22 protein-coding genes and 3 rRNA genes are annotated in these 25,733 nt (G+C 67.4%); 7 read left to right on the top strand and 18 right to left on the bottom strand.

The window, feature by feature from the left end:
- Positions 1-80: 80 nt before the first annotated feature.
- The 4 genes from rrf to SACTE_RS05995 all read right to left on the bottom strand — a co-directional run bounded on the left by rrf (position 81) and on the right by SACTE_RS05995 (position 6,533).
- Positions 81-197, bottom strand: a 5S ribosomal RNA gene (gene rrf / locus SACTE_RS05980).
- A gap of 133 nt (positions 198-330) precedes the next feature.
- A 23S ribosomal RNA gene (locus tag SACTE_RS05985) occupies positions 331-3,455 on the bottom strand.
- Positions 3,456-3,759: 304 nt separating this feature from the next.
- A 16S ribosomal RNA gene (locus tag SACTE_RS05990) occupies positions 3,760-5,285 on the bottom strand.
- The 16S, 23S and 5S rRNA genes sit together here, the layout of an rRNA operon.
- A 603-nt stretch (positions 5,286-5,888) precedes the next feature.
- On the bottom strand, positions 5,889-6,533 hold the full coding sequence (locus tag SACTE_RS05995) for a DNA-3-methyladenine glycosylase (RefSeq protein ID WP_026359034.1): 645 nt from the start codon (positions 6,531-6,533) through the stop codon (positions 5,889-5,891).
- An 86-nt stretch (positions 6,534-6,619) separates the two neighbouring features.
- Here SACTE_RS05995 and SACTE_RS06000 point away from each other — a divergent pair, with 86 nt between their 5' ends.
- From SACTE_RS06000 to SACTE_RS06010, 3 genes are all read left to right on the top strand, one after another.
- Positions 6,620-7,402, top strand: coding sequence for a sporulation protein (locus SACTE_RS06000; RefSeq protein ID WP_014045131.1), 783 nt, complete (start codon positions 6,620-6,622; stop codon positions 7,400-7,402).
- A gap of 77 nt (positions 7,403-7,479) precedes the next feature.
- A complete protein-coding gene (locus SACTE_RS06005) occupies positions 7,480-8,013 on the top strand; it encodes a YbhB/YbcL family Raf kinase inhibitor-like protein (RefSeq protein WP_014045132.1) in 534 nt (177 codons plus the stop codon).
- 141 nt (positions 8,014-8,154) lie between these two features.
- A complete protein-coding gene (locus tag SACTE_RS06010; protein WP_014045133.1) occupies positions 8,155-8,661 on the top strand; it encodes an HNH endonuclease in 507 nt (168 codons plus the stop codon).
- A gap of 59 nt (positions 8,662-8,720) precedes the next feature.
- Here the strand turns inward: SACTE_RS06010 and SACTE_RS06015 are convergent, their stop codons facing one another.
- From SACTE_RS06015 to SACTE_RS06030, 4 genes are all read right to left on the bottom strand, one after another.
- Positions 8,721-9,494 (bottom strand): sulfite exporter TauE/SafE family protein, encoded by a 774-nt coding sequence (locus tag SACTE_RS06015; protein ID WP_014045134.1) that lies wholly within the window; start codon positions 9,492-9,494, stop codon positions 8,721-8,723.
- A gap of 78 nt (positions 9,495-9,572) precedes the next feature.
- Positions 9,573-10,502 carry an SPFH domain-containing protein gene (locus SACTE_RS06020; protein ID WP_014045135.1) on the bottom strand — a complete coding sequence of 310 codons (930 nt, stop codon included), beginning with the start codon at positions 10,500-10,502 and terminating at the stop codon, positions 9,573-9,575.
- 128 nt (positions 10,503-10,630) lie between these two features.
- Positions 10,631-11,059 (bottom strand): NfeD family protein, encoded by a 429-nt coding sequence (locus tag SACTE_RS06025; protein WP_014045136.1) that lies wholly within the window; start codon positions 11,057-11,059, stop codon positions 10,631-10,633.
- A gap of 67 nt (positions 11,060-11,126) precedes the next feature.
- Positions 11,127-11,927 carry an ABC transporter ATP-binding protein gene (locus SACTE_RS06030; protein ID WP_014045137.1) on the bottom strand — a complete coding sequence of 267 codons (801 nt, stop codon included), beginning with the start codon at positions 11,925-11,927 and terminating at the stop codon, positions 11,127-11,129.
- Positions 11,928-12,060: 133 nt separating this feature from the next.
- On the opposite strand from SACTE_RS06030, the gene SACTE_RS06035 reads away from it, so the two are divergent.
- The gene (locus SACTE_RS06035; RefSeq protein ID WP_014045138.1) at positions 12,061-12,840 is read left to right on the top strand and encodes a hypothetical protein; all 780 of its coding nucleotides are present in this window, start codon (positions 12,061-12,063) and stop codon (positions 12,838-12,840) included.
- 54 nt (positions 12,841-12,894) lie between these two features.
- Here the strand turns inward: SACTE_RS06035 and SACTE_RS06040 are convergent, their stop codons facing one another.
- Positions 12,895-13,539, bottom strand: coding sequence for a response regulator transcription factor (locus tag SACTE_RS06040; protein ID WP_014045139.1), 645 nt, complete (start codon positions 13,537-13,539; stop codon positions 12,895-12,897).
- Positions 13,532-14,677, bottom strand: coding sequence for a GAF domain-containing sensor histidine kinase (locus SACTE_RS06045; RefSeq protein WP_014045140.1), 1,146 nt, complete (start codon positions 14,675-14,677; stop codon positions 13,532-13,534). Before SACTE_RS06045 ends, SACTE_RS06040 begins: the two co-directional genes overlap by 8 nt.
- A 468-nt stretch (positions 14,678-15,145) precedes the next feature.
- Here SACTE_RS06045 and SACTE_RS06050 point away from each other — a divergent pair, with 468 nt between their 5' ends.
- Entirely contained in the window at positions 15,146-15,892 is a 747-nt protein-coding gene (locus SACTE_RS06050; RefSeq protein ID WP_026359032.1) for a transglycosylase SLT domain-containing protein, read from the top strand.
- A 148-nt stretch (positions 15,893-16,040) separates the two neighbouring features.
- Here SACTE_RS06050 and SACTE_RS06055 read toward each other — a convergent pair whose 3' ends face one another.
- Positions 16,041-18,587, bottom strand: coding sequence for an FHA domain-containing protein (locus SACTE_RS06055; RefSeq protein ID WP_014045142.1), 2,547 nt, complete (start codon positions 18,585-18,587; stop codon positions 16,041-16,043).
- Positions 18,588-18,913: 326 nt separating this feature from the next.
- On the opposite strand from SACTE_RS06055, the gene serB reads away from it, so the two are divergent.
- Entirely contained in the window at positions 18,914-20,170 is a 1,257-nt protein-coding gene (serB, locus tag SACTE_RS06060) for a phosphoserine phosphatase SerB (RefSeq protein WP_014045143.1), read from the top strand.
- Positions 20,171-20,240: 70 nt separating this feature from the next.
- Here serB and SACTE_RS06065 read toward each other — a convergent pair whose 3' ends face one another.
- The 4 genes from SACTE_RS06065 to SACTE_RS06075 form a co-directional block, all read right to left on the bottom strand.
- The gene (locus SACTE_RS06065) at positions 20,241-20,765 is read right to left on the bottom strand and encodes a histidine phosphatase family protein (RefSeq protein ID WP_014045144.1); all 525 of its coding nucleotides are present in this window, start codon (positions 20,763-20,765) and stop codon (positions 20,241-20,243) included.
- Between the two features lie 86 nt (positions 20,766-20,851).
- Positions 20,852-21,061 carry a hypothetical protein gene (locus SACTE_RS06070; RefSeq protein ID WP_014045145.1) on the bottom strand — a complete coding sequence of 70 codons (210 nt, stop codon included), beginning with the start codon at positions 21,059-21,061 and terminating at the stop codon, positions 20,852-20,854.
- A 148-nt stretch (positions 21,062-21,209) separates the two neighbouring features.
- Positions 21,210-21,320: an SGM_5486 family transporter-associated protein gene (locus SACTE_RS35390; protein ID WP_019992825.1), complete on the bottom strand. Its 111-nt coding sequence runs from the start codon at positions 21,318-21,320 to the stop codon at positions 21,210-21,212.
- A gap of 26 nt (positions 21,321-21,346) precedes the next feature.
- Positions 21,347-22,633: an MFS transporter gene (locus SACTE_RS06075; protein WP_026359031.1), complete on the bottom strand. Its 1,287-nt coding sequence runs from the start codon at positions 22,631-22,633 to the stop codon at positions 21,347-21,349.
- Positions 22,634-22,763: 130 nt separating this feature from the next.
- Between SACTE_RS06075 and SACTE_RS06080 the strand changes: the two genes are divergently transcribed.
- Positions 22,764-23,438 carry a FadR/GntR family transcriptional regulator gene (locus SACTE_RS06080; RefSeq protein WP_014045148.1) on the top strand — a complete coding sequence of 225 codons (675 nt, stop codon included), beginning with the start codon at positions 22,764-22,766 and terminating at the stop codon, positions 23,436-23,438.
- Positions 23,439-23,449: 11 nt separating this feature from the next.
- On the opposite strand, the gene SACTE_RS06085 is transcribed toward SACTE_RS06080, so the two are convergent.
- From SACTE_RS06085 to fabG, 3 genes are all read right to left on the bottom strand, one after another.
- Positions 23,450-23,818 (bottom strand): hypothetical protein, encoded by a 369-nt coding sequence (locus SACTE_RS06085; RefSeq protein ID WP_026359030.1) that lies wholly within the window; start codon positions 23,816-23,818, stop codon positions 23,450-23,452.
- Positions 23,819-23,999: 181 nt separating this feature from the next.
- Positions 24,000-24,767 carry an enoyl-ACP reductase FabI gene (gene fabI / locus SACTE_RS06090; RefSeq protein WP_014045150.1) on the bottom strand — a complete coding sequence of 256 codons (768 nt, stop codon included), beginning with the start codon at positions 24,765-24,767 and terminating at the stop codon, positions 24,000-24,002.
- Positions 24,768-24,772: 5 nt separating this feature from the next.
- Positions 24,773-25,492 carry a 3-oxoacyl-[acyl-carrier-protein] reductase gene (gene fabG / locus SACTE_RS06095; protein WP_014045151.1) on the bottom strand — a complete coding sequence of 240 codons (720 nt, stop codon included), beginning with the start codon at positions 25,490-25,492 and terminating at the stop codon, positions 24,773-24,775.
- Positions 25,493-25,733 lie beyond the last annotated feature (241 nt).

Here is a 25,733-nt window from a genome sequence, read left to right on the forward strand (position 1 = left end):
GACGATCCGACGCGCTTCGAAAAAACAAAAGGGCCCTTGGTCCCAGCGTTGAACGCTGGGACCAAGGGCCCTGAAAGATTGTTCGGCGGCGTCCTACTCTCCCACAGGGTCCCCCCTGCAGTACCATCGGCGCTGAAAGGCTTAGCTTCCGGGTTCGGAATGTAACCGGGCGTTTCCCTAACGCAATGACCACCGAAACACTATCGGCCAGTCCCCACACAGAGCGGGGATATCGGCACTTAGCGAACAAGCACACTTTTCAGTTTAAGTAGTTGTTCAACCAGCACGACCGTTCGTGGCCTGGGAACAACACAGTGGACGCGAGCAACTGAGGACAAGCCCTCGGCCTATTAGTACCAGTCAGCTCCACCCGTTACCGGGCTTCCACATCTGGCCTATCAACCCAGTCGTCTACTGGGAGCCTTAACCACTCAAGGTGGTGGGAATACTCATCTCGAAGCAGGCTTCCCGCTTAGATGCTTTCAGCGGTTATCCTTTCCGAACGTAGCCAACCAGCCATGCCCTTGGCAGGACAACTGGCACACCAGAGGTTCGTCCGTCCCGGTCCTCTCGTACTAGGGACAGCCCTTCTCAATATTCCTACGCGCACAGCGGATAGGGACCGAACTGTCTCACGACGTTCTAAACCCAGCTCGCGTACCGCTTTAATGGGCGAACAGCCCAACCCTTGGGACCGACTCCAGCCCCAGGATGCGACGAGCCGACATCGAGGTGCCAAACCATCCCGTCGATATGGACTCTTGGGGAAGATCAGCCTGTTATCCCCGGGGTACCTTTTATCCGTTGAGCGACAGCGCTTCCACAAGCCACTGCCGGATCACTAGTCCCGACTTTCGTCCCTGCTCGACCCGTCGGTCTCACAGTCAAGCTCCCTTGTGCACTTACACTCAACACCTGATTGCCAACCAGGCTGAGGGAACCTTTGGGCGCCTCCGTTACTCTTTAGGAGGCAACCGCCCCAGTTAAACTACCCATCAGACACTGTCCCTGATCCGGATCACGGACCCAGGTTAGACATCCAGCACGACCAGAGTGGTATTTCAACGGCGACTCCACAACCACTGGCGTGGCTGCTTCAAAGTCTCCCACCTATCCTACACAAGCCGAACCGAACACCAATATCAAACTATAGTAAAGGTCCCGGGGTCTTTCCGTCCTGCTGCGCGAAACGAGCATCTTTACTCGTAGTGCAATTTCACCGGGCCTATGGTTGAGACAGTCGAGAAGTCGTTACGCCATTCGTGCAGGTCGGAACTTACCCGACAAGGAATTTCGCTACCTTAGGATGGTTATAGTTACCACCGCCGTTTACTGGCGCTTAAGTTCTCAGCTTCGCACACCCGAAAGCGCACTAACCGGTCCCCTTAACGTTCCAGCACCGGGCAGGCGTCAGTCCGTATACATCGCCTTACGGCTTCGCACGGACCTGTGTTTTTAGTAAACAGTCGCTTCTCGCTGGTCTCTGCGGCCACCCCCAGCTCAGGAAGCAAGTCCCCTCACCAGTGATGGCCCCCCTTCTCCCGAAGTTACGGGGGCATTTTGCCGAGTTCCTTAACCATAGTTCACCCGAACGCCTCGGTATTCTCTACCTGACTACCTGAGTCGGTTTAGGGTACGGGCCGCCATGAAACTCGCTAGAGGCTTTTCTCGACAGCATAGGATCATCCACTTCACCACAATCGGCTCGGCATCAGGTCTCAGACTATATGCACGACGGATTTGCCTACCGTGCGTCCTACACCCTTACCCCGGGACAACCACCGCCCGGGCTGGACTACCTTCCTGCGTCACCCCATCGCTTACCTACTACAAGTCTGGTTCATCGGCTCCACCACTACCCTCAACTCCGAAGAGATCGGGCCGGCTTCACGGACTTAGCATCGCCTGATTCAGTACTGGGCGTTTCAAAGCGGGTACCGGAATATCAACCGGTTGTCCATCGACTACGCCTGTCGGCCTCGCCTTAGGTCCCGACTTACCCTGGGCAGATCAGCTTGACCCAGGAACCCTTAGTCAATCGGCGCACACGTTTCTCACGTGTGTATCGCTACTCATGCCTGCATTCTCACTCGTGAACCGTCCACAACTCGCTTCCGCGGCTGCTTCACCCGGCACACGACGCTCCCCTACCCATCCATACTCCCGTTGAGGATATGTGTATGAATGACACGACTTCGGCGGTACGCTTGAGCCCCGCTACATTGTCGGCGCGGAATCACTTGACCAGTGAGCTATTACGCACTCTTTCAAGGGTGGCTGCTTCTAAGCCAACCTCCTGGTTGTCTCTGCGACTCCACATCCTTTCCCACTTAGCGTACGCTTAGGGGCCTTAGTCGATGCTCTGGGCTGTTTCCCTCTCGACCATGGAGCTTATCCCCCACAGTCTCACTGCCGCGCTCTCACTTACCGGCATTCGGAGTTTGGCTAAGGTCAGTAACCCGGTAGGGCCCATCGCCTATCCAGTGCTCTACCTCCGGCAAGAAACACACGACGCTGCACCTAAATGCATTTCGGGGAGAACCAGCTATCACGGAGTTTGATTGGCCTTTCACCCCTAACCACAGGTCATCCCCCAGGTTTTCAACCCTGGTGGGTTCGGTCCTCCACGAAGTCTTACCTCCGCTTCAACCTGCCCATGGCTAGATCACTCCGCTTCGGGTCTAGAGCGTGCAACTCAAACGCCCTATTCGGACTCGCTTTCGCTACGGCTTCCCCACACGGGTTAACCTCGCTACACACCGCTAACTCGCAGGCTCATTCTTCAAAAGGCACGCAGTCACGACTGCTGTTCCGAAGAACAACAGCGACGCTCCCACGGCTTGTAGGCACACGGTTTCAGGTACTATTTCACTCCGCTCCCGCGGTACTTTTCACCATTCCCTCACGGTACTATCCGCTATCGGTCACCAGGGAATATTTAGGCTTAGCGGGTGGTCCCGCCAGATTCACACGGGATTTCTCGGGCCCCGTGCTACTTGGGTGTCTCTCAAACGAGCCGTTAATGTTTCAGCTACGGGGGTCTTACCCTCTACGCCGGACCTTTCGCATGTCCTTCGCCTACATCAACGGTTTCTGACTCGCCTCACAGCCGGCAGACTGTGAAAAAGAGATCCCACAACCCCGCATGCGCAACCCCTGCCGGGTATCACACGCATACGGTTTGGCCTCATCCAGTTTCGCTCGCCACTACTCCCGGAATCACGGTTGTTTTCTCTTCCTGAGGGTACTGAGATGTTTCACTTCCCCTCGTTCCCTCCACACTGCCTATGTGTTCAGCAGCGGGTGACAGCCCATGACGACTGCCGGGTTTCCCCATTCGGAAACCCCCGGATCAAAGCTTGGTTGACAGCTCCCCGGGGACTATCGTGGCCTCCCACGTCCTTCATCGGTTCCTGGTGCCAAGGCATCCACCGTGCGCCCTTAAAAACTTGGCCACAGATGCTCGCGTCCACTGTGCAGTTCTCAAACAACGACCAGCCACCCATCACCCCGTTCTGACGAACGAGTGCACTGGGGCCGGCAACCAAAGGGACAGACTCAAACGAGCCCGTACCTTCAGATACCCAACAGCGTGCCCGACCCGACCGATCCATCACCACGTTCCACGCCGAAGCAGTACTAGTAGCAACCAACCTGTCGTGCCGAATAGTCAACGTTCCACCCATGAGCAACCAGCACCGAACATTCGCCGGTGTACTGGCCTCTGACCCAGCGAACCGGGTAAGAAGTGCTCCTTAGAAAGGAGGTGATCCAGCCGCACCTTCCGGTACGGCTACCTTGTTACGACTTCGTCCCAATCGCCAGTCCCACCTTCGACAGCTCCCTCCCACAAGGGGTTGGGCCACCGGCTTCGGGTGTTACCGACTTTCGTGACGTGACGGGCGGTGTGTACAAGGCCCGGGAACGTATTCACCGCAGCAATGCTGATCTGCGATTACTAGCAACTCCGACTTCATGGGGTCGAGTTGCAGACCCCAATCCGAACTGAGACCGGCTTTTTGAGATTCGCTCCGCCTCACGACTTCGCAGCTCATTGTACCGGCCATTGTAGCACGTGTGCAGCCCAAGACATAAGGGGCATGATGACTTGACGTCGTCCCCACCTTCCTCCGAGTTGACCCCGGCAGTCTCCTGTGAGTCCCCATCACCCCGAAGGGCATGCTGGCAACACAGAACAAGGGTTGCGCTCGTTGCGGGACTTAACCCAACATCTCACGACACGAGCTGACGACAGCCATGCACCACCTGTATACCGACCACAAGGGGGGCACCATCTCTGATGCTTTCCGGTATATGTCAAGCCTTGGTAAGGTTCTTCGCGTTGCGTCGAATTAAGCCACATGCTCCGCTGCTTGTGCGGGCCCCCGTCAATTCCTTTGAGTTTTAGCCTTGCGGCCGTACTCCCCAGGCGGGGAACTTAATGCGTTAGCTGCGGCACCGACGACGTGGAATGTCGCCAACACCTAGTTCCCAACGTTTACGGCGTGGACTACCAGGGTATCTAATCCTGTTCGCTCCCCACGCTTTCGCTCCTCAGCGTCAGTAATGGCCCAGAGATCCGCCTTCGCCACCGGTGTTCCTCCTGATATCTGCGCATTTCACCGCTACACCAGGAATTCCGATCTCCCCTACCACACTCTAGCTAGCCCGTATCGAATGCAGACCCGGGGTTAAGCCCCGGGCTTTCACATCCGACGTGACAAGCCGCCTACGAGCTCTTTACGCCCAATAATTCCGGACAACGCTTGCGCCCTACGTATTACCGCGGCTGCTGGCACGTAGTTAGCCGGCGCTTCTTCTGCAGGTACCGTCACTTTCGCTTCTTCCCTGCTGAAAGAGGTTTACAACCCGAAGGCCGTCATCCCTCACGCGGCGTCGCTGCATCAGGCTTTCGCCCATTGTGCAATATTCCCCACTGCTGCCTCCCGTAGGAGTCTGGGCCGTGTCTCAGTCCCAGTGTGGCCGGTCGCCCTCTCAGGCCGGCTACCCGTCGTCGCCTTGGTAGGCCATCACCCCACCAACAAGCTGATAGGCCGCGGGCTCATCCTTCACCGCCGGAGCTTTTAACCCCGTCCCATGCGGGACAGAGTGTTATCCGGTATTAGACCCCGTTTCCAGGGCTTGTCCCAGAGTGAAGGGCAGATTGCCCACGTGTTACTCACCCGTTCGCCACTAATCCACCCCGAAGGGCTTCATCGTTCGACTTGCATGTGTTAAGCACGCCGCCAGCGTTCGTCCTGAGCCAGGATCAAACTCTCCGTGAATGTTTTCCCGTAATCGGGATGAACACCACGAGAGCGGAACGACCAGGTCGGAATAAGACCGGTCGTTCACAGCGTCCTCGCTGTGTTTCGCCTACCAGCACCCAAGGGCCTGGCAGGTCTTTTCAAAGGAACCACCAACCTGCCGAAGCAGGCCGGGGTATCAACATATCTGGCGTTGACTTTTGGCACGCTGTTGAGTTCTCAAGGAACGGACGCTTCCTTCGGTCCCGTTTCACCGGGGCCCTCCGGGCGCTTCCCTTCGTTCTTGCGTTTCCGACTCTATCAGACTCTTTCGTATCCGATTCCCGGTCGAAGCGGGTTCCTGCTCGGCGGTTAATTCACCACCATGCTTTCCAGTTCTTCGCTTTCGCGTTTCCCTTTCCGGCGGTCACTACGTTAACCGATTTCCTCGGCGACTCATAATCGAGTCGATCGGGCTGAATTCCGGCACGCCGAAATCGCACCCGCCAGGGGTGAATCGTAGGTAGTGGGTCGCCCTCTCACGGTGCTTCGGCCTGGTCCGATGGACCACGCCAACAACAACTGCATCCGTTCAAGCGGCTCGGACTACATTAGGGAAGCAGCAGACGCGAGTCAAGTTGGTCAAGACGTGCGTCGGCGGCGCGGCACATGGGCCCGGTACGGACTGACGGTCGGGTCGCCGTCGATCCAGAAGCGCCAGGGCTGGTGGGCCCCGTCTCCTCCCACTCCCGTACGGGGGCCGCTGCGCACCTGGTCACGGGGCGGCGGGGTGCCGTGCAGTACGGAAAGCGGACCCAGCGGACCGGCGATCACGTCGGCTCCGTTCAGTGCGCGGTCGACGTCGAGAGCCGTGGCCAGACGTGCCGGGCCTTTGGCCAGTTCCCTGTCGTTGCGGGCCGAGAACCGACGTTTGCGGGCGACCTCGGCCCCCACCCCGATCTCGCCGGCGCGCAGCAGGACCCCGCTCGCCATGCCCTCGGGGCCGCACACCAGATTCAGGCAGTGCCACATCCCGTAGGTGAAGTAGACGTACGAGTGGCCCGGCGGACCGAACATCACGCTGTTACGGGGCGTGAGACCGCGGAACGCGTGGGATCCGGGGTCGACCTCACCCGCGTACGCCTCGACCTCGGTCAGGCGCAGCTCGATGGGGCCCTCCTCACTGGTGCGTACCAGGACGCGTCCCAGCAGGTCGGGCGCCACGTCCAGGACGGATCGGTCGAAGAAGTCCCGCGTCAGCGGTGTGCGGTCCATGGGCTTTTCCATGCCGTCCGAGGGTACTGGGACCGCCGGCGAGGGAACCGGCTACGGTCATCGCGCGTATGTAGGGGTCAGGACCTAGGAGGAAAAACATGGGCTTCAAGCGGCTGCTCGCGAGCATGGGTGCCGGCGGTGCCTCGGTGGAGACCGAGCTCACCGAACTCAACGTCGTCCCCGGCGGAGTCGTCCAGGGCGAGGTGCGCATCCAGGGCGGTTCCGTGGACCAGCAGATCGAAGGTCTCTCGGTCGGTCTGCAGGCGCGGGTGGAGGTCGAGAGCGGGGACCACGAGACCAAGCAGGACATCGAGTTCACCAAGCTGCGTCTCGGCGGTGCCTTCCAGGTCCAGGCGGGCGCCGTGCACGTCGTCCCCTTCGGGCTGGAGATCCCGTGGGAGACGCCGATCACGATGTTCGCCGGGCAGCATCTGCGCGGCATGAACATAGGGGTGACCACGGAGCTGGAGATCGCCCGTGCCCTGGACTCCGGGGACCTCGACGCGGTCAACGTGCACCCGCTCCCGGCTCAGCAGGCCATCCTGGACGCCTTCGGGCAGCTGGGCTTCGGCTTCCGCAGCGCGGACATGGAGCGCGGCCACATCCGCGGCACGCGCCAGCGGCTGCCCTTCTACCAGGAGATCGAGTTCTTCCCGCCGCAGCAGTACCGCGGGCTGAACCAGGTGGAGCTGACCTTCGTCGCGGACGACCGCGAGATGGACGTCGTCCTGGAGATGGACAAGAAGCCGGGCCTCTTCAGTGAGGGCAGCGACTCCTACCGCGCGTTCAAGGTCGGGCTGCACGACTACCAGGGCACCGACTGGGCCGCCTATCTCAACCAGTGGCTCTCTCAGGTCGGCGGCCGCCGCAACTGGCTCTGAGGGGGCCCTCGGACGGCGGGACCTCTAGGGTCGAAGGTGAGACGTCCCATCCACAGCCGACCAGGAGAGGTGCTGACGTGACCGAGCAGAAGAAGGCGCCGCTGCCGCACGACTTCCATCCCGAGGTGCCCTCGTTCACCGTGGTGAGCGAGGATCTCGCACCCGGCGCCGTACTCGCCGACGCCCAGGTGCAGGCTGCGGGGAACACCTCCCCGCAGCTGCGGTGGGAAGGCTTCCCCCCGGAGACGAAGAGCTTCGCCGTCACCTGCTTCGACCCCGACGCCCCCACCGGCAGCGGGTTCTGGCACTGGGTGCTCTTCGACATCCCGGCCACCGTCAACGAGCTTCCGGCCGGTGCGGGCACCGGGACGTTCGAGGGCCTGCCCCCGGGAGCCGTCCACGCCCGCAACGACTACGGCTCGAAGGAGTTCGGGGGCGCCGCTCCCCCGGCCGGGGAGAACCACCGCTACGTCTTCACCGTGTACGCGGTGGACTCCGAGAAGCTCGGGCCCGACAGCGACGCGTCGCCCGCGGTGGTGGGTTTCAATCTGCGCTTCCACACCCTGGGGCGCGCCCAGTTGATCGGTGAGTACGCCGCTCCGGACAGCTGACGGTTCACCCGCTGTTTGCCCTGCCCTGGTCTTGGAGAGATCAAGGCAGGGCACTTTTTATTGCGTTGTCCCTCACGGCTCTCCCGGCCAGAGTTGATCCGGGCCTGCCGGCCGGCGGGCAGCACACGGGAGGTGGGCGGGATGCGCGACACACTGGTACTCAACGCGAGCTTCGAGCCGCTGTCGACGGTGACACTCAACCGCGCGGTGGTTCTGATCCTCCAGGACAAGGCCGTCGTCGAGCAGTCGCATCCCGGACTCCGCATGCGGGGTGCCGCCATCGACATCCCGGTTCCGCGTGTCATCAGGCTCTGCCGGTACGTGCGGGTGCCGTTCCGAAGACACGCCCCCTGGTCCAGGAGGGGGGTGCTCATACGGGACCAGCACCGGTGCGCGTACTGCGGGCGGCGGGCGAGCACCGTCGACCACGTGGTGCCGCGCGCCCAGGGCGGCCAGGACACCTGGCTGAACACCGTGGCCTCCTGTGCGGAGGACAACCACCGCAAGGCCGCCCGTACTCCGGAGCAGGCGGGCATGCCTCTGCTGCGGCAGCCCTTCGTCCCGACGCCGGCGGACGCGATGCTGCTCGCGCTGGGAGCCGGTGACCGGTCCTCGCTGCCCGAGTGGCTCGCCCGGTCCGCCGCCTGACCCGCCGGACGCATGAGCCACGGCCCGACCCCTCGTCCTGAGGGGCGGGCCGACTCCGTTCAGCGCAGCAGCAGTTGGACGATGGCGGCGGTGCCGACCACGACGATGAGCCCGCGCAGCAGACGCGGGCTGAGACGCCGGCCGACCTTGGCGCCTATCTGGCCGCCGATCGACGAGCCCACCGCGATGAGGACGACGGCCGTCCAGTCGAAGTCCGCGACGAAGAGGAAGAAGAGCGCGGCGATGCTGTTGACGATGGCCGCGAGGACGTTCTTGACGGCGTTGAGCCGCTGCATCGTGTCGTCGAGCAGCATGCCCATCAGCGAGAGGTAGATGATGCCCTGGGCCGCGGTGAAGTAGCCGCCGTAGACGCTGGCGAGCATCAGCCCGGTGAACAGGAGCGGGCCGCCGTCGGGGCGGGCGACGGTTCCGGTGTGTTCGCGGCGGCGCTGGACCGCCTTGCTGATCCTCGGCTGGAGGATGACGAGGACCAGGGCGAGGGCCACCAGGACCGGGACGATCGTCTCGAACGCGGTGGAGGGCAGCGAGAGCAGCAGGGTGGCGCCGGTGAGGCCGCCGATCAGCGCGCCGACGCCCAGCTTGAGGATGCGCCGGCGCTGTCCGGCCAGCTCCTTGCGGTAGCCGATGGCGCCGCTGATCGATCCGGGGATCAGGCCGAGCGCGTTGGAGACGGTGGCGGTGACCGGCGGCAGGCCGGTGGCGAGGAGTACGGGGAAGGTGATCAGCGTGCCGGAGCCGACGATGGTGTTGATCGTGCCGGCTCCGAGTCCCGCCGCGAACACGGCGAGCATTTCCCAGATGGACAAGGCCATCCCCTTCGGTGGTCAGTGACGCCTCCCCGCCATCGAGGTCGAGGGGCCGGACCGATCATGCACGAAGGGGAGGCCTGGTCACTCCACGGGGGGCTGTTCCCTGCGCTCGGCCCCGGTGTTGAAGCCGGGTACGCCGCCGCCGAGGTTGCCGAAGGCACCGCTGAGGCCCTTGAGCGCGTCGCCGATCTCGCTGGGCACGATCCAGAGCTTGTTGGCGTCGCCCTCGGCGATCTTCGGGAGCATCTGGAGGTACTGGTACGACAGGAGCTTCTGGTCCGGGTCCCCGGCGTGGATGGACTCGAAGACCGTACGGATGGCCTGGGCCTCACCCTCGGCGCGCAGGGCGGACGCCTTGGCCTCACCCTCGGCGCGCAGGATCGCGGACTGCTTCTCACCCTCGGCGGTGAGGATCGCGGACTGCCGGATGCCTTCGGCGGTGAGGATGGCGGCGCGCTTGTCACGGTCGGCGCGCATCTGCTTCTCCATCGAGTCCTGGATGGAGGTGGGCGGTTCGATGGCCTTGAGCTCGACCCGGTTGACGCGGATGCCCCACTTGCCGGTGGCCTCGTCGAGGACACCGCGCAGGGCCGCGTTGATCTCCTCGCGGGAGGTCAGGGTCCGCTCCAGGTCCATGCCGCCGATGATGTTGCGCAGCGTGGTGACGGTGAGCTGCTCGATCGCCTGGATGTAGCTGGCGACTTCGTACGTCGCGGCGCGGGCGTCGGTGACCTGGTAGTAGATGACGGTGTCGATGTTGACGACGAGGTTGTCCTGGGTGATCACCGGCTGCGGCGGGAAGGGGACGACCTGTTCACGGAGGTCGATCCGGTTGCGGATCGAGTCGATGAACGGGACGACGATGTTCAGCCCGGCGTTGAGGGTGCGGGTGTAGCGGCCGAAGCGCTCGACGATGGCGGCACTGGCCTGCGGGATGACCTGGATCGTCTTGATCAGGGCGATGAAGACGAGCACCACCAGAATGATCAGGACGATGATGATCGGTTGCATCGTGTGCCTCGAGCCCTTCGTTTGCCGACGGATCGCGATGATCGAGGTCGCGTGGTCATGGCGATCGCATTCTCATGATGATCGACTTCGAGTGTGGCAGACCCCGGCCTGCCGTGTGACCGGTTCGCTCACATGACGACGGCGGTCGCGCCGTCGATGTCCACGACGTCCACCTGCCGGCCGGCTTCGAAGCTCTGGTCGCCGTCGAGCGCGCGGGCGGACCAGACCTCCCCGGCCAGCTTGATGCGTCCGCCGCTGCCGTCCACCCGTTCCAGGACGACGGCCTGACGGCCTTTCAGCGCGTCGATGCCGCTGGCGTGCCCGGACCGGCCGGCTCTCTGCCTGGCGGCGATCGGGCGTACGACGGCGATCAGCGCCACCGACACCCCTACGAACACCAGGACTTGGGCGACGACTCCACCGCCGAGGGCGGCGACGACGGCCGCGGCCACCGCCCCGACGGCGAACATTCCGAATTCGGGCATCGCGGTCAGGACGAGGGGGATGCCCAGTCCCACAGCGCCGATCAGCCACCACACCCACGCGTCGATGTCCACCCCGCCATCGTAGGACCGCGGGTGCCCTTCCCGACAGGGCGCCGGGCAGCCGACTGTGGCGCGGAACCTACTTGCCGAGGGGCAGTCCGCGGGCCGTGTAGCGGTCACCGTGGTGCTCGACGACGAGCGGCAGGCCGAAGCAGAGGGAGAGGTTGCGGGAGCTGAGCTCGGTCTCCATGGGGCCCGCGGCGAGCACCTTGCCCTGGCGGATCATCAGGACGTGGGTGAAGCCCGGAGCGATCTCCTCGACGTGGTGGGTCACCATGATCATGGAGGGGGCGTACGGGTCGCGGGCGAGGCGGCCGAGACGGCGGACCAGGTCCTCGCGGCCTCCGAGGTCGAGTCCGGCGGCGGGCTCGTCGAGCAGGAGGAGCTCGGGGTCGGTCATCATGGCGCGGGCGATGAGGGTGCGCTTGCGCTCGCCCTCCGAGAGCGTGCCGAACTTCCGGTCGAGGTACTCGGTCATGCCGAGCCGGTCGAGGAAGGCGCGGGCCCGCTCCTCGTCGACGGCCTCGTAGTTCTCGTTCCAGGTGGCGGTCATGCCGTAGGCGGCGGTGAGGACCGTCTGCAGGACGGTCTGGCGCTTGGGCAGCTTCTCGGCCATCGCGACACCGGCGATTCCGATGCGGGGCCGGAGCTCGAAGACGTCGGTGCCGACGCCGCCGAGCCGCTCGCCGAGGACCGTGGCCGTGCCGGTGCTCGGGAAGAGATAGCTGGAGGCGATGTTGAGCAGAGTGGTCTTGCCCGCGCCGTTCGGCCCGAGGATGACCCAGCGCTCCCCCTCCTTGACCGACCAGGAGACGTCGTCCACCAGAGCGCGTCCGTCGCGGACCACGGATACGTCCACCAGCTCCAGTACATCGCTCATGGCGCGTTGTCTCCCCATGCAGTGTCGAGATCGTCGCGTGCCTGTGGGCACAGCTCCCAAGGAAAACCTACGCCACCCGGAGAGTGCTCCGGCTCCAGGGTCTTTCCCCGGGTCCGTTCCCTAGGCTGTGGGCATGCTTTCGGAACCACGCTCAGGGCGGCTCGCCGCATGGGGAAACGCACTTGTCGCCGGACTCGTCCCGCCGGACGACGCGGCGCAGGCGATCGTCGGCCGGGACGCGGTGCACCGCGTCGAGGGGCTGCCGGGCGAGGCGGGGCCGGTCGGGCTCACGCTGGCGCTCGGGCGGCTGCGGGCGCTCGGCGCGACCGGATTCCGGGTGGCGCTGCCCGTGCCAGGGCATCCGCTGGGGCTCAGCGGGCCGCCGGACTTCAACGCGCGGGCGCTGGACGCCCAGGAGGCGGTGGTCGCCTTCGGGGCTCCGTACGGCCTGGTGCCGGAGGTGAGTGAGGCGGGGCCGGAAGGGGACGTGCACGTCGAGGTGGTGTGGCACTGCCTGCCGGTACGGGAGGCCCCACCGGCCGACGTGCCGTCGCTGGGCGAGGCCGAGCGGGAGCTGGCGGAGGCGCTGCGGGACGCGACGGCGGTGCTGTCGCGGCTGGACGTCGCCGCGTCCGGGCCGGTGGCGGAGGCGGCGCTGGACGCGTACCGGGCGCGGGCGGAGCGGGGCCGCGAGGTGCTGGCGCCGGGTTATCCGCCTCGGGCGGTGCGGGTGCTGGAGCTGGCCCAGCGGGTGGGGCTGCTGGTGACGGTCGCCCATGGGTACGGCCACGGGGGCGCGGTGAGCGCTTCGGAGATCGCGGCCAGGAGTGAGGCACTGCGCCCGGTGGAGCGGGTCGCCAGGCGGGCGCAGGTGGCGGCCTACAACGCGTATCTGGAGGAACGGGGACGCTGACGAGGCCCCCGGGGCCGTCCGCCGCGCCCTCGTACCGTGCGGACCCGGGGTGGCTCAGCCCGCCGCTCCGTGCCGTACGGCCCAGAGGGCGGCCTGGGTCCGGTCGGACAGGTCGAGCTTCATCAGGATGTTCGATACGTGTGTCTTGACGGTCTTCTCCGACAGGACCAGCGCCCGGGCGATCTCCCGGTTGGAACGGCCGTCGGCGATCAGGCCCAGGACCTCCCGTTCCCGTTCGGTCAGGGTGCTCCCCCGGCCGGTGCCGCCGCCCGCGTCCTCCTGTGCCAGCAGGGCCCCGGCGACCTCGGGCTGCAGCAGGACGTGGCCGGCGTGGACGGAGCGGATCGCACCGGCGAGCGCGTCCGGGTCGACGTCCTTGTACACGTAGCCACAGGCTCCGGCGCGCAGGGCCGGGACGACCGTGCGCTGCTCGGTGAAACTGGTGACGATCAGCACCTTGGCGGGGTTGTCCAGCTCGCGGAGGCGGCGCAGGGCCTCGATGCCGTCGGTGCCGGGCATCTTGATGTCCATCAGCACCACGTCGGGGCGCAGGGACTCCGCCTCCGTGACGCCCTGGTCACCGTCGGAGGCCTCGCCGACCACCTCGATGTCGTCCTGGATCTCCAGGAAGGTGCGCAGGCCGCGCCGGACGACCTGGTGGTCGTCGACCAGCAGGACCTTGATGATCTTGTCAGCCACCGGGGACCTCCATCTGGATCGTGGTGCCCTTCCCGGGCTCGGAGACGACGGTGAGCCTGCCGCCGACGCTGCCGGCCCGGTGCCGCATCGAGACGAGGCCGAGGTGGCGGCCCTCACGCCGGACCGTGTGGACGTCGAAGCCGCTTCCGTCGTCCACGACCCGCAGGACCGCGGCCGGGCCCTGCCGGCCCAGGCTCACCGAGACGTGCGCGGCCTCCGCGTGGCGCAGGGCGTTGTGCAGTGCCTCCTGGGCGACGCGGAGCAGCGCCTCCTCCTGGGCGGAGGGCAGCGCCCGTACCCCTGAGCTCTCGAAGGTGACCCGGGCGGCGTGGGCCCGGTCCAGGACCCGGATCTGGTTGCGCAGGGTCGCGATCAGGCCGTCCTCGTCCAGGGCCGCGGGCCTCAGTTCCACCACGGCGGCACGCAGCTCCTCCACGGCCTCGGCCGCCAGGACGGCGACCTGCTGGAGCTCCCCCTTGGCGCGGGCCGGGTCGCGGTCGACGAGGGCGGTGGCGGCCTGTGCGGTCAGCCGGAGCGAGAAGAGCTTCTGGCTGACGGCGTCGTGCAGCTCGTGGGCGAGCCGGGAGCGCTCCTCGGCGATGGTGAGCTCCCGGCTGCGCTCGTACAGGCGGGCGTTGGTGAGGGCGATCGCCGCGTGCTGGGCGAGGATCCCCAGGAGTTCCTCGTCGGCCTCGGTGAAGCCGCAGCCGCCCGAGGGCTTGGGGCAGCGCTTGTTGGCGAGGAAGAGCGCGCCGATCGTCTCGTCGCCGTCCTGGATCGGGAGGCCCAGGAAGTCGGACATGTCGGGGTGGGCGTCGGGCCACCCCTCGAAGCGGGGGTCGGTGCGGACGTCTGCGAGCCGCTGGGGTGTGGCGTCGCTCAGCATCGCGGCGAGGATGCCGTGCTGCCGCGGCAGCGGCCCGATGGCCTTCCACTGCGCGTCGCTGACCCCGTCGACGACGAACCGGGCGAAGCCGCCGTGGTCGTCCGGGACGCCCAGGGCCGCGTACTCGGCGTCCAGGAGTTCGCGCGCGGAGGCCACGATCGTCTTGAGGACGTCGCTCATCTCCAGGTGCCGGCTCATGGCGAGCAGCGCGGCGCTGACCGCGGCGAGGCCCGACGGTGGGCGGTGACTCATGTGCTCACCGTACCGGCGGGGTCACGGCGGCCGTATCGGCCCGGGGACCCCTGCCGTATAGGGCGCTGGTAGTAGGCCGGAGCGCTCCGGCACGGGTCCCCTCTGTACGGCCGGGCCCTTCCGGACGGCGGCGCCGACCCGCCGCACCCCACCTTCCGGAACATCACCCTCCGCATTACAGGAGCAACGTTTCGTGAACCGGAGAGGCGCGCCGTGTGAGCCCAGGCATAGGACGCACGTCACTTACGAAGCCGGATAGTTGCACCAAAACGGTCATTAGGGCTGGGCTCAAAACGGACAGGAGGGTATGAACGCCACTCGCTTCCACTACCCAGCTTCGTACGTCACACCTTTGCCAGCCCATTTTGCTGGCGCTAAGAATTGCAAGCGTCCCCGACGGAGATGTGCTTCGGCGCTTCCGTCCGCGTCCTCGCCGAGGACCCCTGCTATTCGAAGAGGTACGACTGTATGTCCATCTCCCGCATCACCAGCCGTAGCCGTCGCCTGAACAAGGCGCAGAAGCTCTCCGTCGCGGGTGTGTCCACCCTGGCCGCCGCCGCCGTCGCCTTCTCCCTGGTCCCCGACGACGCGTCGGCGACCACCGAGCCCCAGGCCGTCTCCGGTGCACCGGTCGCGTTCGCGGGCAAGGGACAGACCGACTCCGTCCAGGCCAGCATCATCGAGCAGCACTCCACCGCCGAGCAGCTGGTGAAGGCCGCCGACGCCGCCAAGGCGAAGGCCGCCGCCGCCGAGAAGAAGGCGGCCGACCAGGCCGAGGCGAAGGCCAAGGCCGTCGCCGAGGCCAAGAGCAAGGCCGCCGCGAAGGCCAAGGCGGACGCGCAGAAGCGTTCCTCCTCGACGTCGAGCCGTGCGGCCGACCGCAAGCCGGTCTACGCCGACAACCTCGACGGCTGGATCCGCGAGGCCCTGTCGATCATGCACGAGAAGAAGATCCCCGGCACGTACGAGGGCCTGCACCGCAACATCATGCGTGAGTCCAGCGGTAACCCGCGTGCCATCAACAACTGGGACATCAACGCGATCAACGGCATCCCGTCCAAGGGCCTGCTCCAGGTGATCAAGCCGACGTTCGACTTCTACCACGTTGCCGGCACCAAGAAGGACCAGTACGACCCGGTCGCCAACATCACCGCCGCGGCCAACTACGCCGCGGACAAGTACGGCTCGATCGACAACGTCGACAGCGCGTACTGAGCCACACCGGACAGGCCTGGCAGAGCGGCCACCGGTACGCGGCGTCGCGTGACCGGCCGGCACATGCCGAAGGGCGGCACCCCGTGGGGTGCCGCCCTCGGGCGTTCCCGGGCCCGGCGGGGCCGGTACGACCGGCCCGGCGCGGGTCCTACTTGCGCATGACCTCGGGCTCGTGGCGCCGCAGCAGCCGCGAGACGACGGCGAAGAGGACCACGGCCATGAGCAGCAGCACCGCGATGTTCATCCCCCACTGGCCGGCCGAGCTCTCCCAGAGCGGGTCCAGGTCGGTCGGGTTGTCCGTGTCCCACGGCGGCATCAGGTGGGCGAGGTCCAGCGTCGCCCCGGCCGCGGCGACCGCCCAGCGCGAAGGCATTAGCCAGGCGAACTGCTCGAGACCGGGCGAGCCGTAGAGCTGGAAGAGCACCCCGGTGAAGACCACCTGGACGATGGCGAACATGACGAGCAGCGGCATGGTCTTCTCGGCGGTCTTCACCAGCGCGGAGATCATCAGCCCGACCATCATCGAGGTGAACCCGAGCGCGATGATCGCCAGGCAGATCTCCACGGCCGGGGACATGAACAGCCCCTCCTCCGGCAGCTTCCGGGTGGACAGGCCGATGCCGCAGATGATCACGCCCTGAAGGGCGGTGATCACACCGAGGACGATCACCTTGGACGTCAGGTAGGCGGAGCGGGACAGGCCGGTGGCCCGTTCCCGTTCGTAGATGACCCGCTCCTTGATCAGTTCTCGTACGGAGTTGGCCGAACCGGCGAAGCACATGCCGACCGCGAGGATCAGCAGAATCGTCCCGGCCTTGCTGTTGAACCGCTTGCCGGCCACATCGGGTGCCGCCAGACCGAACTCGGCGGGAATCACCACGCTGACGAGGCCGAGCACCGCCGGAAGGATCACCATCAGGGCGAGGAAGCCCTTGTCGGAGGCGATCACCGAGATGTAGCGGCGCATCAGCGTCAGCAGCTGCGCCGTCCAGCCCTGCGGCTTCGGCGGGCGCATCTGCTGCGCCGGGGGCATGTGGACGGACTGGGCGGCGACGGCGTCGATGTCCGCGGCGTACATCTGGTAGTGCTGCGAGCCGCGCCAGCGGCCCGCCCAGTCGTAGTCGCGGTAGTTCTCGAAGGCGGAGAAGACGTCGGCCCAGCTGGTGTAGCCGAAGAAGTTCAGCGCCTCCTCGGGCGGACCGAAGTAGGCGACGGACCCGCCGGGTGCCATCACCAGCAGCTTGTCGCAGATCGCCAGCTCGGCGACGGAGTGCGTGACGACCAGGACCGTGCGTCCGTCGTCGGCCAGACCGCGCAGCAGCTGCATGACGTCGCGGTCCATGCCCGGGTCGAGGCCGGAGGTCGGCTCGTCCAGGAAGATCAGCGAGGGCTTGGTGAGCAGCTCCAGAGCCACCGAGACACGCTTGCGCTGTCCGCCGGAGAGGGAGGTGACCTTCTTGTCCTTGTGGATGTCGAGCTTGAGCTCGGCGAGGACCTCGTGGATCCGGGCGGTGCGCTCGGCCTCGGTGGTGTCCGCGGGGAAACGGAGCTTGGCCGCGTATCCGAGGGCTTTGCTGACCGTGAGTTCCTTGTGCAGGATGTCGTCCTGCGGGACCAGGCCGATGCGCTGTCGCAGCTCGGCGAACTGCTTGTACAGGTTCCGGTTGTCGTAGAGGACGTCGCCCTGGTTGGCGGGCCGGTAGCCGGTGAGCGCCTTGAGCAGGGTGGACTTGCCGGAGCCCGACGGGCCGATGACCGCGACCAGGGACTTCTCCGGGACGCCGAACGACACGTCCTTGAGGATGTTCTTGCCGCCGTCGACCGTCACCGTGAGGTGGCGGGCGGAGAAGGAGACCTCACCGGTGTCGACGAACTCTTCCAGCCGGTCCCCGACCAGCCGGAAGGTCGAGTGACCGACGCCGACGATGTCGTTGGGGCCGATGAGCGCCGAGCCGGACTTGCTGAGCGGCAGACCGTTGACGTACGTGCCGTTGTGCGAGCCGAGGTCGCGGATCTCGAAGCGGCCGTCGGGCGTCGCCCGGAATTCGGCGTGCAGCCGGGAGACCTGGAGGTCGGAGACGACCAGTTCGTTCTCCAGGGCACGACCGATGCGCATGACGCGGCCGAGGTCCAGCTGGTGGAAGGTGGTCGGGCTGCGGTCGCCGTAGACCGGCGGGGCCCCCGAAGCGCCACCGGGGGCGCCCGCACCGGGCGTCGGGCCGGGACCCCCCTGCTGGTGCGGGACCGGAGGGGCGTAGTGCATCTGCTGCTGGGCGGCGGCCTGCTGCGGGTGCTGCGCGTGCGCCGGATCCGGCCACACGGGCGCGCCCTGCTGCGGATGCGCCGGACCCGGCTGCGCGGCGGCCGGCTGGCCGCTGTGCACACCGGCGGCGGCGGCCGTGAAGCTCAGCCGCGGCCCGTCGGTGGCGTTGCCCAGGTTGACCGCGACCCCGGGGCCGATCTCCGTCTGCTGGACCCGCCGGCCCAGTACATAGGTGCCGTTGGTGCTCCCGTGGTCCTCGATGGACCAGCTCCGCCCGTTCCAGCTGATCGTGGCATGCCGCCACGACACCCTGGCGTCGTCCGCCATCAGGTCGCCCTGCGGATCACGTCCGAGGGTGTACGGCCTGGACGGATCGAGCGTCCAGGTCCTTCCGTTGAATTCCAGTACGAGTTCCGGCACTCCGCGCCCCACTAGTTGTCCCCCGTGTCGCCCCCGTCGAGGAGGGCCTAGGGATGCTGAACATCGTGGGGAACTATTCCAGGACAGGTCCCGGAACGGAAAGCCGGGCGGCGTGAAGACCGCGCGCGGGCTCCGAGGGGGCGGGGCGGACTCAGGAGGAATGGGACCGCGACGGAAGTTCCGGCGTCCGAGCCCGGGGCGTGACGGCTCCGCGCGTCCGGCGCGCCAGGCTCCGCGCGGGCGGATGTCAGTTCGGCCCGCCCCGTCCGTCCTGCCGCTGTCCGCCACTCGGGACAGGCGTGGGAGCGGCCGGGCGGGCGCTATACGGTGGTCCCACCATGAGCGCATCTGAGCCCCCTCGGTCACCCCGGTCTCCTGAGCTTCCCGATTCCCCGCAGGGCACGGGCACGCCAACGCTTCTCGTCAAGATCTTCGGGAAGGACCGGCCCGGAATCACCGCCGGTCTCTTCGACACCCTCGCCGCCTTCTCCGTCGACGTGGTCGACATCGAGCAGGTCGTCACCCGTGGCCGCATCGTGCTGTGCGCGCTGGTGACCGACCCGGCGGCGGGCGGCGCGACCGAGGGCGGCCTGCGGTCCACGGTCCACAGCTGGGCGGAGTCGCTGAAGCTCCAGGCGGAGATCATCTCGGGCACCGGCGACAACCGTCCGCGCGGCTACGGCCGTTCCCATGTGACCGTGCTGGGCAACCCGCTGACGGCCGAGTCCACGGCGGCCATAGCGGCCAGGATCACCTCCACCGGCGGCAACATCGACCGTATCTTCCGGCTGGCCAAGTACCCGGTCACCGCGGTGGAGTTCGCCGTGTCCGGCACGGCCACCGAGGAGCTGCGTACCGCGCTGGCGACCGAGGCCGCGGACATCGGCGTCGACATCGCCGTCGTGTCGGCCGGGCTGAGCCGCCGGGCCCAGCGGCTGGTCGTCATGGACGTGGACTCGACACTGATCCAGGACGAGGTCATCGAGCTCTTCGCGGCGCACGCCGGCTGCGAGGACAAGGTCGCCGAGGTGACCGAGCAGGCGATGCGCGGCGAGCTGGACTTCGAGCAGTCGCTGCACGCGCGGGTGGCGCTGCTGGCGGGGCTCGACGCGTCGGTGGTGGACAAGGTGCGGGCCGAGGTCCGGCTGACCCCCGGAGCCCGCACCCTGATCCGTACGCTCAAGCGACTCGGCTACCAGGTGGGCGTGGTCTCGGGCGGCTTCACCCAGGTCACGGACGACCTCAAGGAGCGTCTCGGGCTGGACTTCGCGTCCGCCAACACGCTGGAGGTCGTCGACGGCAAACTGACCGGCCGGGTCGTGGGTGACGTGGTGGACCGGGCGGGCAAGGCCCGGTTGCTGCGGAGCTTCGCCGAGCAGGCCGGGGTACCGCTGGCGCAGACGGTGGCGATCGGGGACGGCGCGAACGACCTGGACATGCTGAACACGGCCGGGCTGGGTGTGGCGTTCAACGCCAAGCCGGTGGTCCGGCAGGCGGCGCACACGGCGGTGAACGTGCCGTTCCTGGACACCGTGCTCTATCTGCTGGGCATCACCCGTGAAGAGGTCGAGGCCGCCGACGGTCTCGTCGACTGACCGGCCGGGGCCCGACGGTCCCGGACACGCGAGGGACCCGGCACAGCTGCTGTGCCGGGGCCCTCGTACGTCACGCCCGGGCGTTCGGCGCCCAGTACTCGGCGATCTTGCCCACACCGGGCTCCAGGCTCTTCCAGGGGCCCTGGAAGTCGATGACCGCGTAGGCGGCGGTGGAGAAGCCGTCCCTGGTCATCCGGGTGAGCGCGTCCCCTTCGGCCTGACCGGCCAGGACGTCCGCCACCCCGTGCATGCCCGGGTTGTGGCCGATGACCAGCACCGTGCGGACGTCGTCGGGGATCTCGCCGAACAGGGCGATCAGCTCGCCGACGGAGGCTTCGTACAGCCTCTCCTCGTACACGGTCCTGGGGCGCTGCGCGAATTCGTGGACCGCGAGCTTCCAGGTCTCACGGGTCCTGGTGGCGGTCGAGCACAGAGCCAGATCGAAGTCGATTCCGGAATCGGCGAGCCGGCGGCCGGCGACGGGGGCTTCCTTGCGCCCCCGTTCGGCGAGAGGCCGCTCGTGGTCGGACTGCTGCGACCACTCCGCCTTTGCGTGCCTGAGAAGGACGATCCTGCGAGGTGTTTCGGCGCTCATACCTCTCAGCTTCGCATGAAACGCACGCCCGGGCGCAGGGTGTTGGGATGCTCCCCCGGTCCGGAGGAAGGACGCCCGCACCCCCGTCACCTGGAGAGGAGCCCGACCATCAGCCCGAGCAGCCGGCCGACCGCCGGGTCGCCGGTGGCGGCCTCGGCCTGTCCGGGACCCGCGATCAGCAGGAGGAGCGCGGCGAAGGCCAGGGCGGGCAGCACGACGGCCCACCAGGGCAGCCGGGCCTCGACGGCGTCGTCCGGGGCGGCACGGCGGGTCCGGGTCTGTGTACGGGCCGTCATGGCCGCCTCCTGGGTCTTCGGTACCGGTACCGAAAACCTACGGGCCTCTCGAAGGCGGGCCCATCCGGCGGCCCACCCACCGGACCCTGAACCTGGCCCCCTAGGGGATGGTGGGGCCAGCCCCACCATCACGCGTGGACGGGCGGGATCAGGGGGAGGCGATCGTGGCGATCACTCCGATGACCACCGAGATGAGCAGCATCGCCCCGAGCACGAGGAGAAGCTTCTTCTGGCCGTTCTGGGGGTTCGGCTCGAGCACTGGCTTCATGGGCTCAGTGTCGCATCTCAGCACTCGTCCTCGATGACCCGGTTCCGCCCGGCGAGTACCCCGGCCACCGTCTGGGGCACCAGGAGGCCCGCCATCAGGGCGAGCGGCAGACCCCAGCCGCCGCTGTGCTGGTAGAGCACGCCGACGAGCAGTGGACCGGGGATCGAGAGGAGGTAGCCGGTGGACTGGGCGAAGGCGGAGAGCCGGACCACCCCGGCGCCGGAACGGGCGCGCATGCCGATCATGGTGAGGGCGAGCGGGAAGGCGCAGTTGGCGATGCCCAGCAGCAGCGCCCAGAGCCAGGAGCCCCCGGCCGGAGCCAGGTAGAGGCCCGCGTAGCCGAGGAGCCCGCAGCCGCCCAGGACCAGGACGATGGGGCCCTGGGTCCGCAGCCGGGCGGCGACCCGGGGGATGACGAAGGCGAGGGGGACGCCCATGGCCATGATCACGGCGAGCAGGACGCCCGCGGTGCCGGCCGAGACCCCCGCGTCGCGGAAGATCTGCGGGATCCAGCCCATGGTGATGTAGGCGGCAGTGGCCTGGAGGCCGAAGAAGCAGGCGAGCGCCCAGGACGTGCGGCTCCGGGTGATCCTCAGTGCGGGGGCGGGCTCCGGCGAGGTCCCGGCCGTGGGCCGCGTCCGGCGCTGTCCGGTGGAACCGTCGCGATCCCGTACGAGCGCGAGCCAGGGCACCACGGCGATGACCGCCGGGACCGCCCAGACGGCGAGCCCCGGCTTCCAGCTGCCGCCCAGCGCGTTCGTCACGGGCACGGTGAGGGCGGCGGCGAAGGCCGTGCCGAGGGCGAGCGCCATCGAGTAGAGGCCGGTCATGGAGCCGACGCGGTCGGGGAACCAGCGCTTGACGATGACGGGCATCAGGACGTTGCTGACGGCGATGCCCATCAGGGCGAGGGCACTGGCGGCGAGGAAGCCCGCGGTGCTGCCGATGTAGGGGCGGATCAGCAGACCGGCGGCGATGGCGACCATGCCGGCGCAGACGACGGCGCCGGGACCGAACCGGCGGGCGAGCCGCGGCGCCATGAACCCGAAGAGGGCGAAGCAGAACGGCGGCACGGAGGTGAGGACACCGGCGACGCTGCCGCTCATGTGCAGCCCGTCGCGGACCTCCTTCAGGAGGGGCCCGAGGCTGGTGATGGCGGGCCGCAGGTTGATCGCGGCGAGGACGAGGCCGACGGTGACCAGGCGCAGCAGCCAGGGGGACGGCCCCGGGGCGGCTTTGCCGCCGCCGTCGGCCGTGGGCGGGGCGGAAGCGGTGTTCAGGGTCGGTGACTCGTCATGACGCATGAGGCCCATCATAGAATCATGGGATGATTGACTGTCCACCTCGACCACCTGCTGGAACAATCGGACAGACGATCCAACGGGCCGCACTCCCCCCGGAACACCTCTCCCGGGGCCACGAGCAAGGAGCACCATGACGCTGACGTCTCCGCGGCGTTCGGCTCTCGCCGACCAGGTGATTGCCCAGCTGAGGAACCAGATCACGTCGGGCGAGTGGCCCGTGGGCTCTCGGATCCCCACCGAACCCGAGCTGGTCGAACAGCTGGGGGTCGCCCGCAACACGGTGCGTGAGGCCGTCCGCGCCCTGGCGCACAACGGGCTGCTGGACATCCGTCAGGGCTCCGGCACGTACGTGGTCGCCACCAGCGAGCTGGCCGGTGTGATGCACCGCAGGTTCGCGGACGCCGACCCCCGGCACATCGCCGAGCTGCGCTCCACCCTGGAGTCGTCGGCGGCCCGGCTGGCGGCGCTCCGGCGCACCGACCGGGACCTGCGGCAGCTGGACACGCTGATGGCGCGGCGCGAGGAGACCTGGGCCGCCGGGGACGCCGAGGCATTCGTCGCCGCCGACGCGACCCTGCACCTGGCCGTGGTCGCCGCCTCCCACAACGACGTGCTGACCGAGCTCTACGCGGACCTGAACGACCTGCTCCGCGACTATCTGCGCGGCGACGTCGGCACGGAGCTGCGCCCGCAGGACCACATGGACCACGCCCGGCTCGTCGAGGCGATCCGGGCGGGCGACGCGGAGACGGCCGCGACGGAGGCCGCCGGCCACGCCCTGAACTGCCTGCGGGACCGGGTCTGAGAGCCGCTCCCTCACGAGACCCGGTGGCTGACCCAGGCCCTGCCGACCTCTTTCCAGCAGCGGTCCTCGAGCCGTACGGTGCGGCCCGGCTGCACCGCGACCGCTTCGGCGTCGGCGTCGACGTCCCACCAGCGGGCGCACTCGGTGTGCAGCTGGACGAGATCCGTCGCGGGGTAGGGGTTGTGGCAGTGGGCGACGACCCGGGAGCCGTCGACCGTCGTCCGGCATTCGGCGCCCGAGGGTTCCGGGGACGGCGGGGCGGACGACGCGCCTTCCCCGGCCGCCCGGCTCGCCGCGCTGACGGCGACCGGGGCGAGAAGGCCGGCGACGGCCACTGCCGCGGCCACCAGGGCCCAGGTTCGGCGACGTGTGGAGCGCACGACCATCTCCTCCCCACAGCCTGACCAGAAGTCCGGTTCCTCCACATTCTGCGGTGAGGCGGTCATCTTTTCGACCTGAGACACGACGTGACCCGCGACCAGGCCCCTCCCGGACGCACGACGGCCGCGTGCCGCTCCCGGGTGCCAGGAGCGGTACGCGGCCGTGGGCGGTCCGCCGGGGTCAGGCGCCGATCATGTGCACGCCACCGTCGACGTGGATGATCTCGCCGGTGGTCTTCGGGAAGAAGTCCGAGAGGAGCGCGACGATGCCGCGGCCGGCCGGCTCGGGGTCGGCCATGTCCCACTCCAGCGGGGAGCGGTGGTTCCAGACGTCCGCGAGCTCACCGAAGCCCGGGATGGACTTGGCGGCCATGGAGCCGATCGGCCCGGCGGAGATCAGGTTGCACCGGATGTCCTCCTTGCCCAGGTCGCGGGCGAGGTAGCGGGAGGTGGCCTCCAGTGCCGCCTTGGCCGGGCCCATCCAGTCGTACTGCGGCCAGGCGAACTGCGCGTCGAAGGTGAGGCCGACGATGGAACCGCCGTCGTTCATCAGCGGCTTGCAGGCCATGGCGAGCGACTTCAGCGAGAACGCCGAGACGTGCATCGCCGTGGCGACCGACTCGAACGGCGTGTTCAGGAAGTTGCCGCCGAGCGCGTCCTGCGGGGCGAAGCCGATGGAGTGCACGACGCCGTCCAGCGAACCCAGCTCGTCGCGCACCAGCCCGGCGAGCCGGTCCAGGTGCTCGGTGTTGGTGACGTCCAGCTCGATGACCTTGGCCGGCTTGGGCAGCTTCTTCGCGATGCGCTCGGTCAGCGTCGGCCGGGGGAAGGCCGTCAGGATGACCTCGGCGCCCTGCTCCTGAGCCACCTTCGCGGCGTGGAAAGCGATGGACGACTCCATCAGCACACCCGTGATGAGGATGCGCTTGCCGTCGAGAATTCCGCTCATGGTGATCAGTGACCCATGCCCAATCCGCCGTCAACGGGAATGACGGCTCCAGTGATGTACGACGCGTCGTCGGACGCCAGGAAGCGCACCGCGGCGGCGATCTCGGCGGGCTGCGCGTAGCGGCCGAGCGGCACCTGCGACACGATGCCCTTGCGCTGCTCGTCGGTGAGCACCTGGGTCATGTCGGTGTCGACGAACCCGGGCGCGACGACGTTGAACGTGATGTTCCGCGAGCCGAGCTCACGGGCCAGCGACCGGGCGAAGCCGACCAGGCCCGCCTTGGACGCCGCGTAGTTGGCCTGTCCGGCCGAGCCCATCAGGCCGACGACGGAGGAGATCAGGACGACGCGGCCCTTCTTGGCGCGCAGCATCGCACGGTTGGCGCGCTTGACGACGCGGAAGGTGCCGGTGAGGTTGGTGTCCACGACGGACGTGAAGTCGTCCTCGGACATCCGCATCAGCAACTGGTCCTTGGTGATACCGGCGTTGGCGACCAGCACCTCGACGGGACCGTGCTTCTCCTCGATCTCCTTGTAGGCCTGCTCCACCTGCTCGGTGTCGGTGATGTCGCACCGGACCGCGAGGACGCCCGCCTCGGTGAGCGCCTGGGGCGGCTCGCCTGAGCGGTAGGTGATCGCGACCTTGTCGCCGTTGTCGGCGAAGGCGCGGGCGATGGCGAGGCCGATGCCCCGGTTTCCTCCGGTGACGAGAACCGAGCGGCTCAACGGATCACCCTTTCCTTGACGGTCTGGTACGTCGAAAACCTATCGGTACCGTGCCGTCGGGGCAGACTCGGCCCCTGACAGCGCCTCCGGCACGGCACTGTCGGGTTCCTACAGCCGGGACCGCGCCCGGGGCCGCCCTACGCGACCGGGACACCGGCGACGAGGGCGCTCCCCGCCCGCAAACCGGTAGCCGCCCGCCGGGACCGCCCTTCATGATTCACTGCCAGGACCATCTGAGAAG

The organism is Streptomyces sp. SirexAA-E, assembly GCF_000177195.2.
Classification (GTDB): domain Bacteria; phylum Actinomycetota; class Actinomycetes; order Streptomycetales; family Streptomycetaceae; genus Streptomyces; species Streptomyces flavovirens.

What these genes read in the sequence shown, in the direction of transcription:
- SACTE_RS06065 (WP_014045144.1), bottom strand. Translation starts at nt 20,765, where the DNA reads ATGAGCGCCGAAACACCTCGCAGGATCGTCCTTCTCAGGCACGCAAAG.
- SACTE_RS05995 (WP_026359034.1), bottom strand. Translation starts at nt 6,533, where the DNA reads ATGGAAAAGCCCATGGACCGCACACCGCTGACGCGGGACTTCTTCGAC.
- SACTE_RS06000 (WP_014045131.1), top strand. Translation starts at nt 6,620, where the DNA reads ATGGGCTTCAAGCGGCTGCTCGCGAGCATGGGTGCCGGCGGTGCCTCG.
- SACTE_RS06075 (WP_026359031.1), bottom strand. Translation starts at nt 22,633, where the DNA reads ATGCGTCATGACGAGTCACCGACCCTGAACACCGCTTCCGCCCCGCCC.
- SACTE_RS06050 (WP_026359032.1), top strand. Translation starts at nt 15,146, where the DNA reads ATGTCCATCTCCCGCATCACCAGCCGTAGCCGTCGCCTGAACAAGGCG.
- SACTE_RS06010 (WP_014045133.1), top strand. Translation starts at nt 8,155, where the DNA reads ATGCGCGACACACTGGTACTCAACGCGAGCTTCGAGCCGCTGTCGACG.
- SACTE_RS06015 (WP_014045134.1), bottom strand. Translation starts at nt 9,494, where the DNA reads ATGGCCTTGTCCATCTGGGAAATGCTCGCCGTGTTCGCGGCGGGACTC.
- SACTE_RS06080 (WP_014045148.1), top strand. Translation starts at nt 22,764, where the DNA reads ATGACGCTGACGTCTCCGCGGCGTTCGGCTCTCGCCGACCAGGTGATT.
- serB (WP_014045143.1), top strand. Translation starts at nt 18,914, where the DNA reads ATGAGCGCATCTGAGCCCCCTCGGTCACCCCGGTCTCCTGAGCTTCCC.
- fabI (WP_014045150.1), bottom strand. Translation starts at nt 24,767, where the DNA reads ATGAGCGGAATTCTCGACGGCAAGCGCATCCTCATCACGGGTGTGCTG.
- SACTE_RS06045 (WP_014045140.1), bottom strand. Translation starts at nt 14,677, where the DNA reads ATGAGTCACCGCCCACCGTCGGGCCTCGCCGCGGTCAGCGCCGCGCTG.
- SACTE_RS06035 (WP_014045138.1), top strand. Translation starts at nt 12,061, where the DNA reads ATGCTTTCGGAACCACGCTCAGGGCGGCTCGCCGCATGGGGAAACGCA.
- SACTE_RS06030 (WP_014045137.1), bottom strand. Translation starts at nt 11,927, where the DNA reads ATGAGCGATGTACTGGAGCTGGTGGACGTATCCGTGGTCCGCGACGGA.
- SACTE_RS06020 (WP_014045135.1), bottom strand. Translation starts at nt 10,502, where the DNA reads ATGCAACCGATCATCATCGTCCTGATCATTCTGGTGGTGCTCGTCTTC.
- SACTE_RS06070 (WP_014045145.1), bottom strand. Translation starts at nt 21,061, where the DNA reads ATGACGGCCCGTACACAGACCCGGACCCGCCGTGCCGCCCCGGACGAC.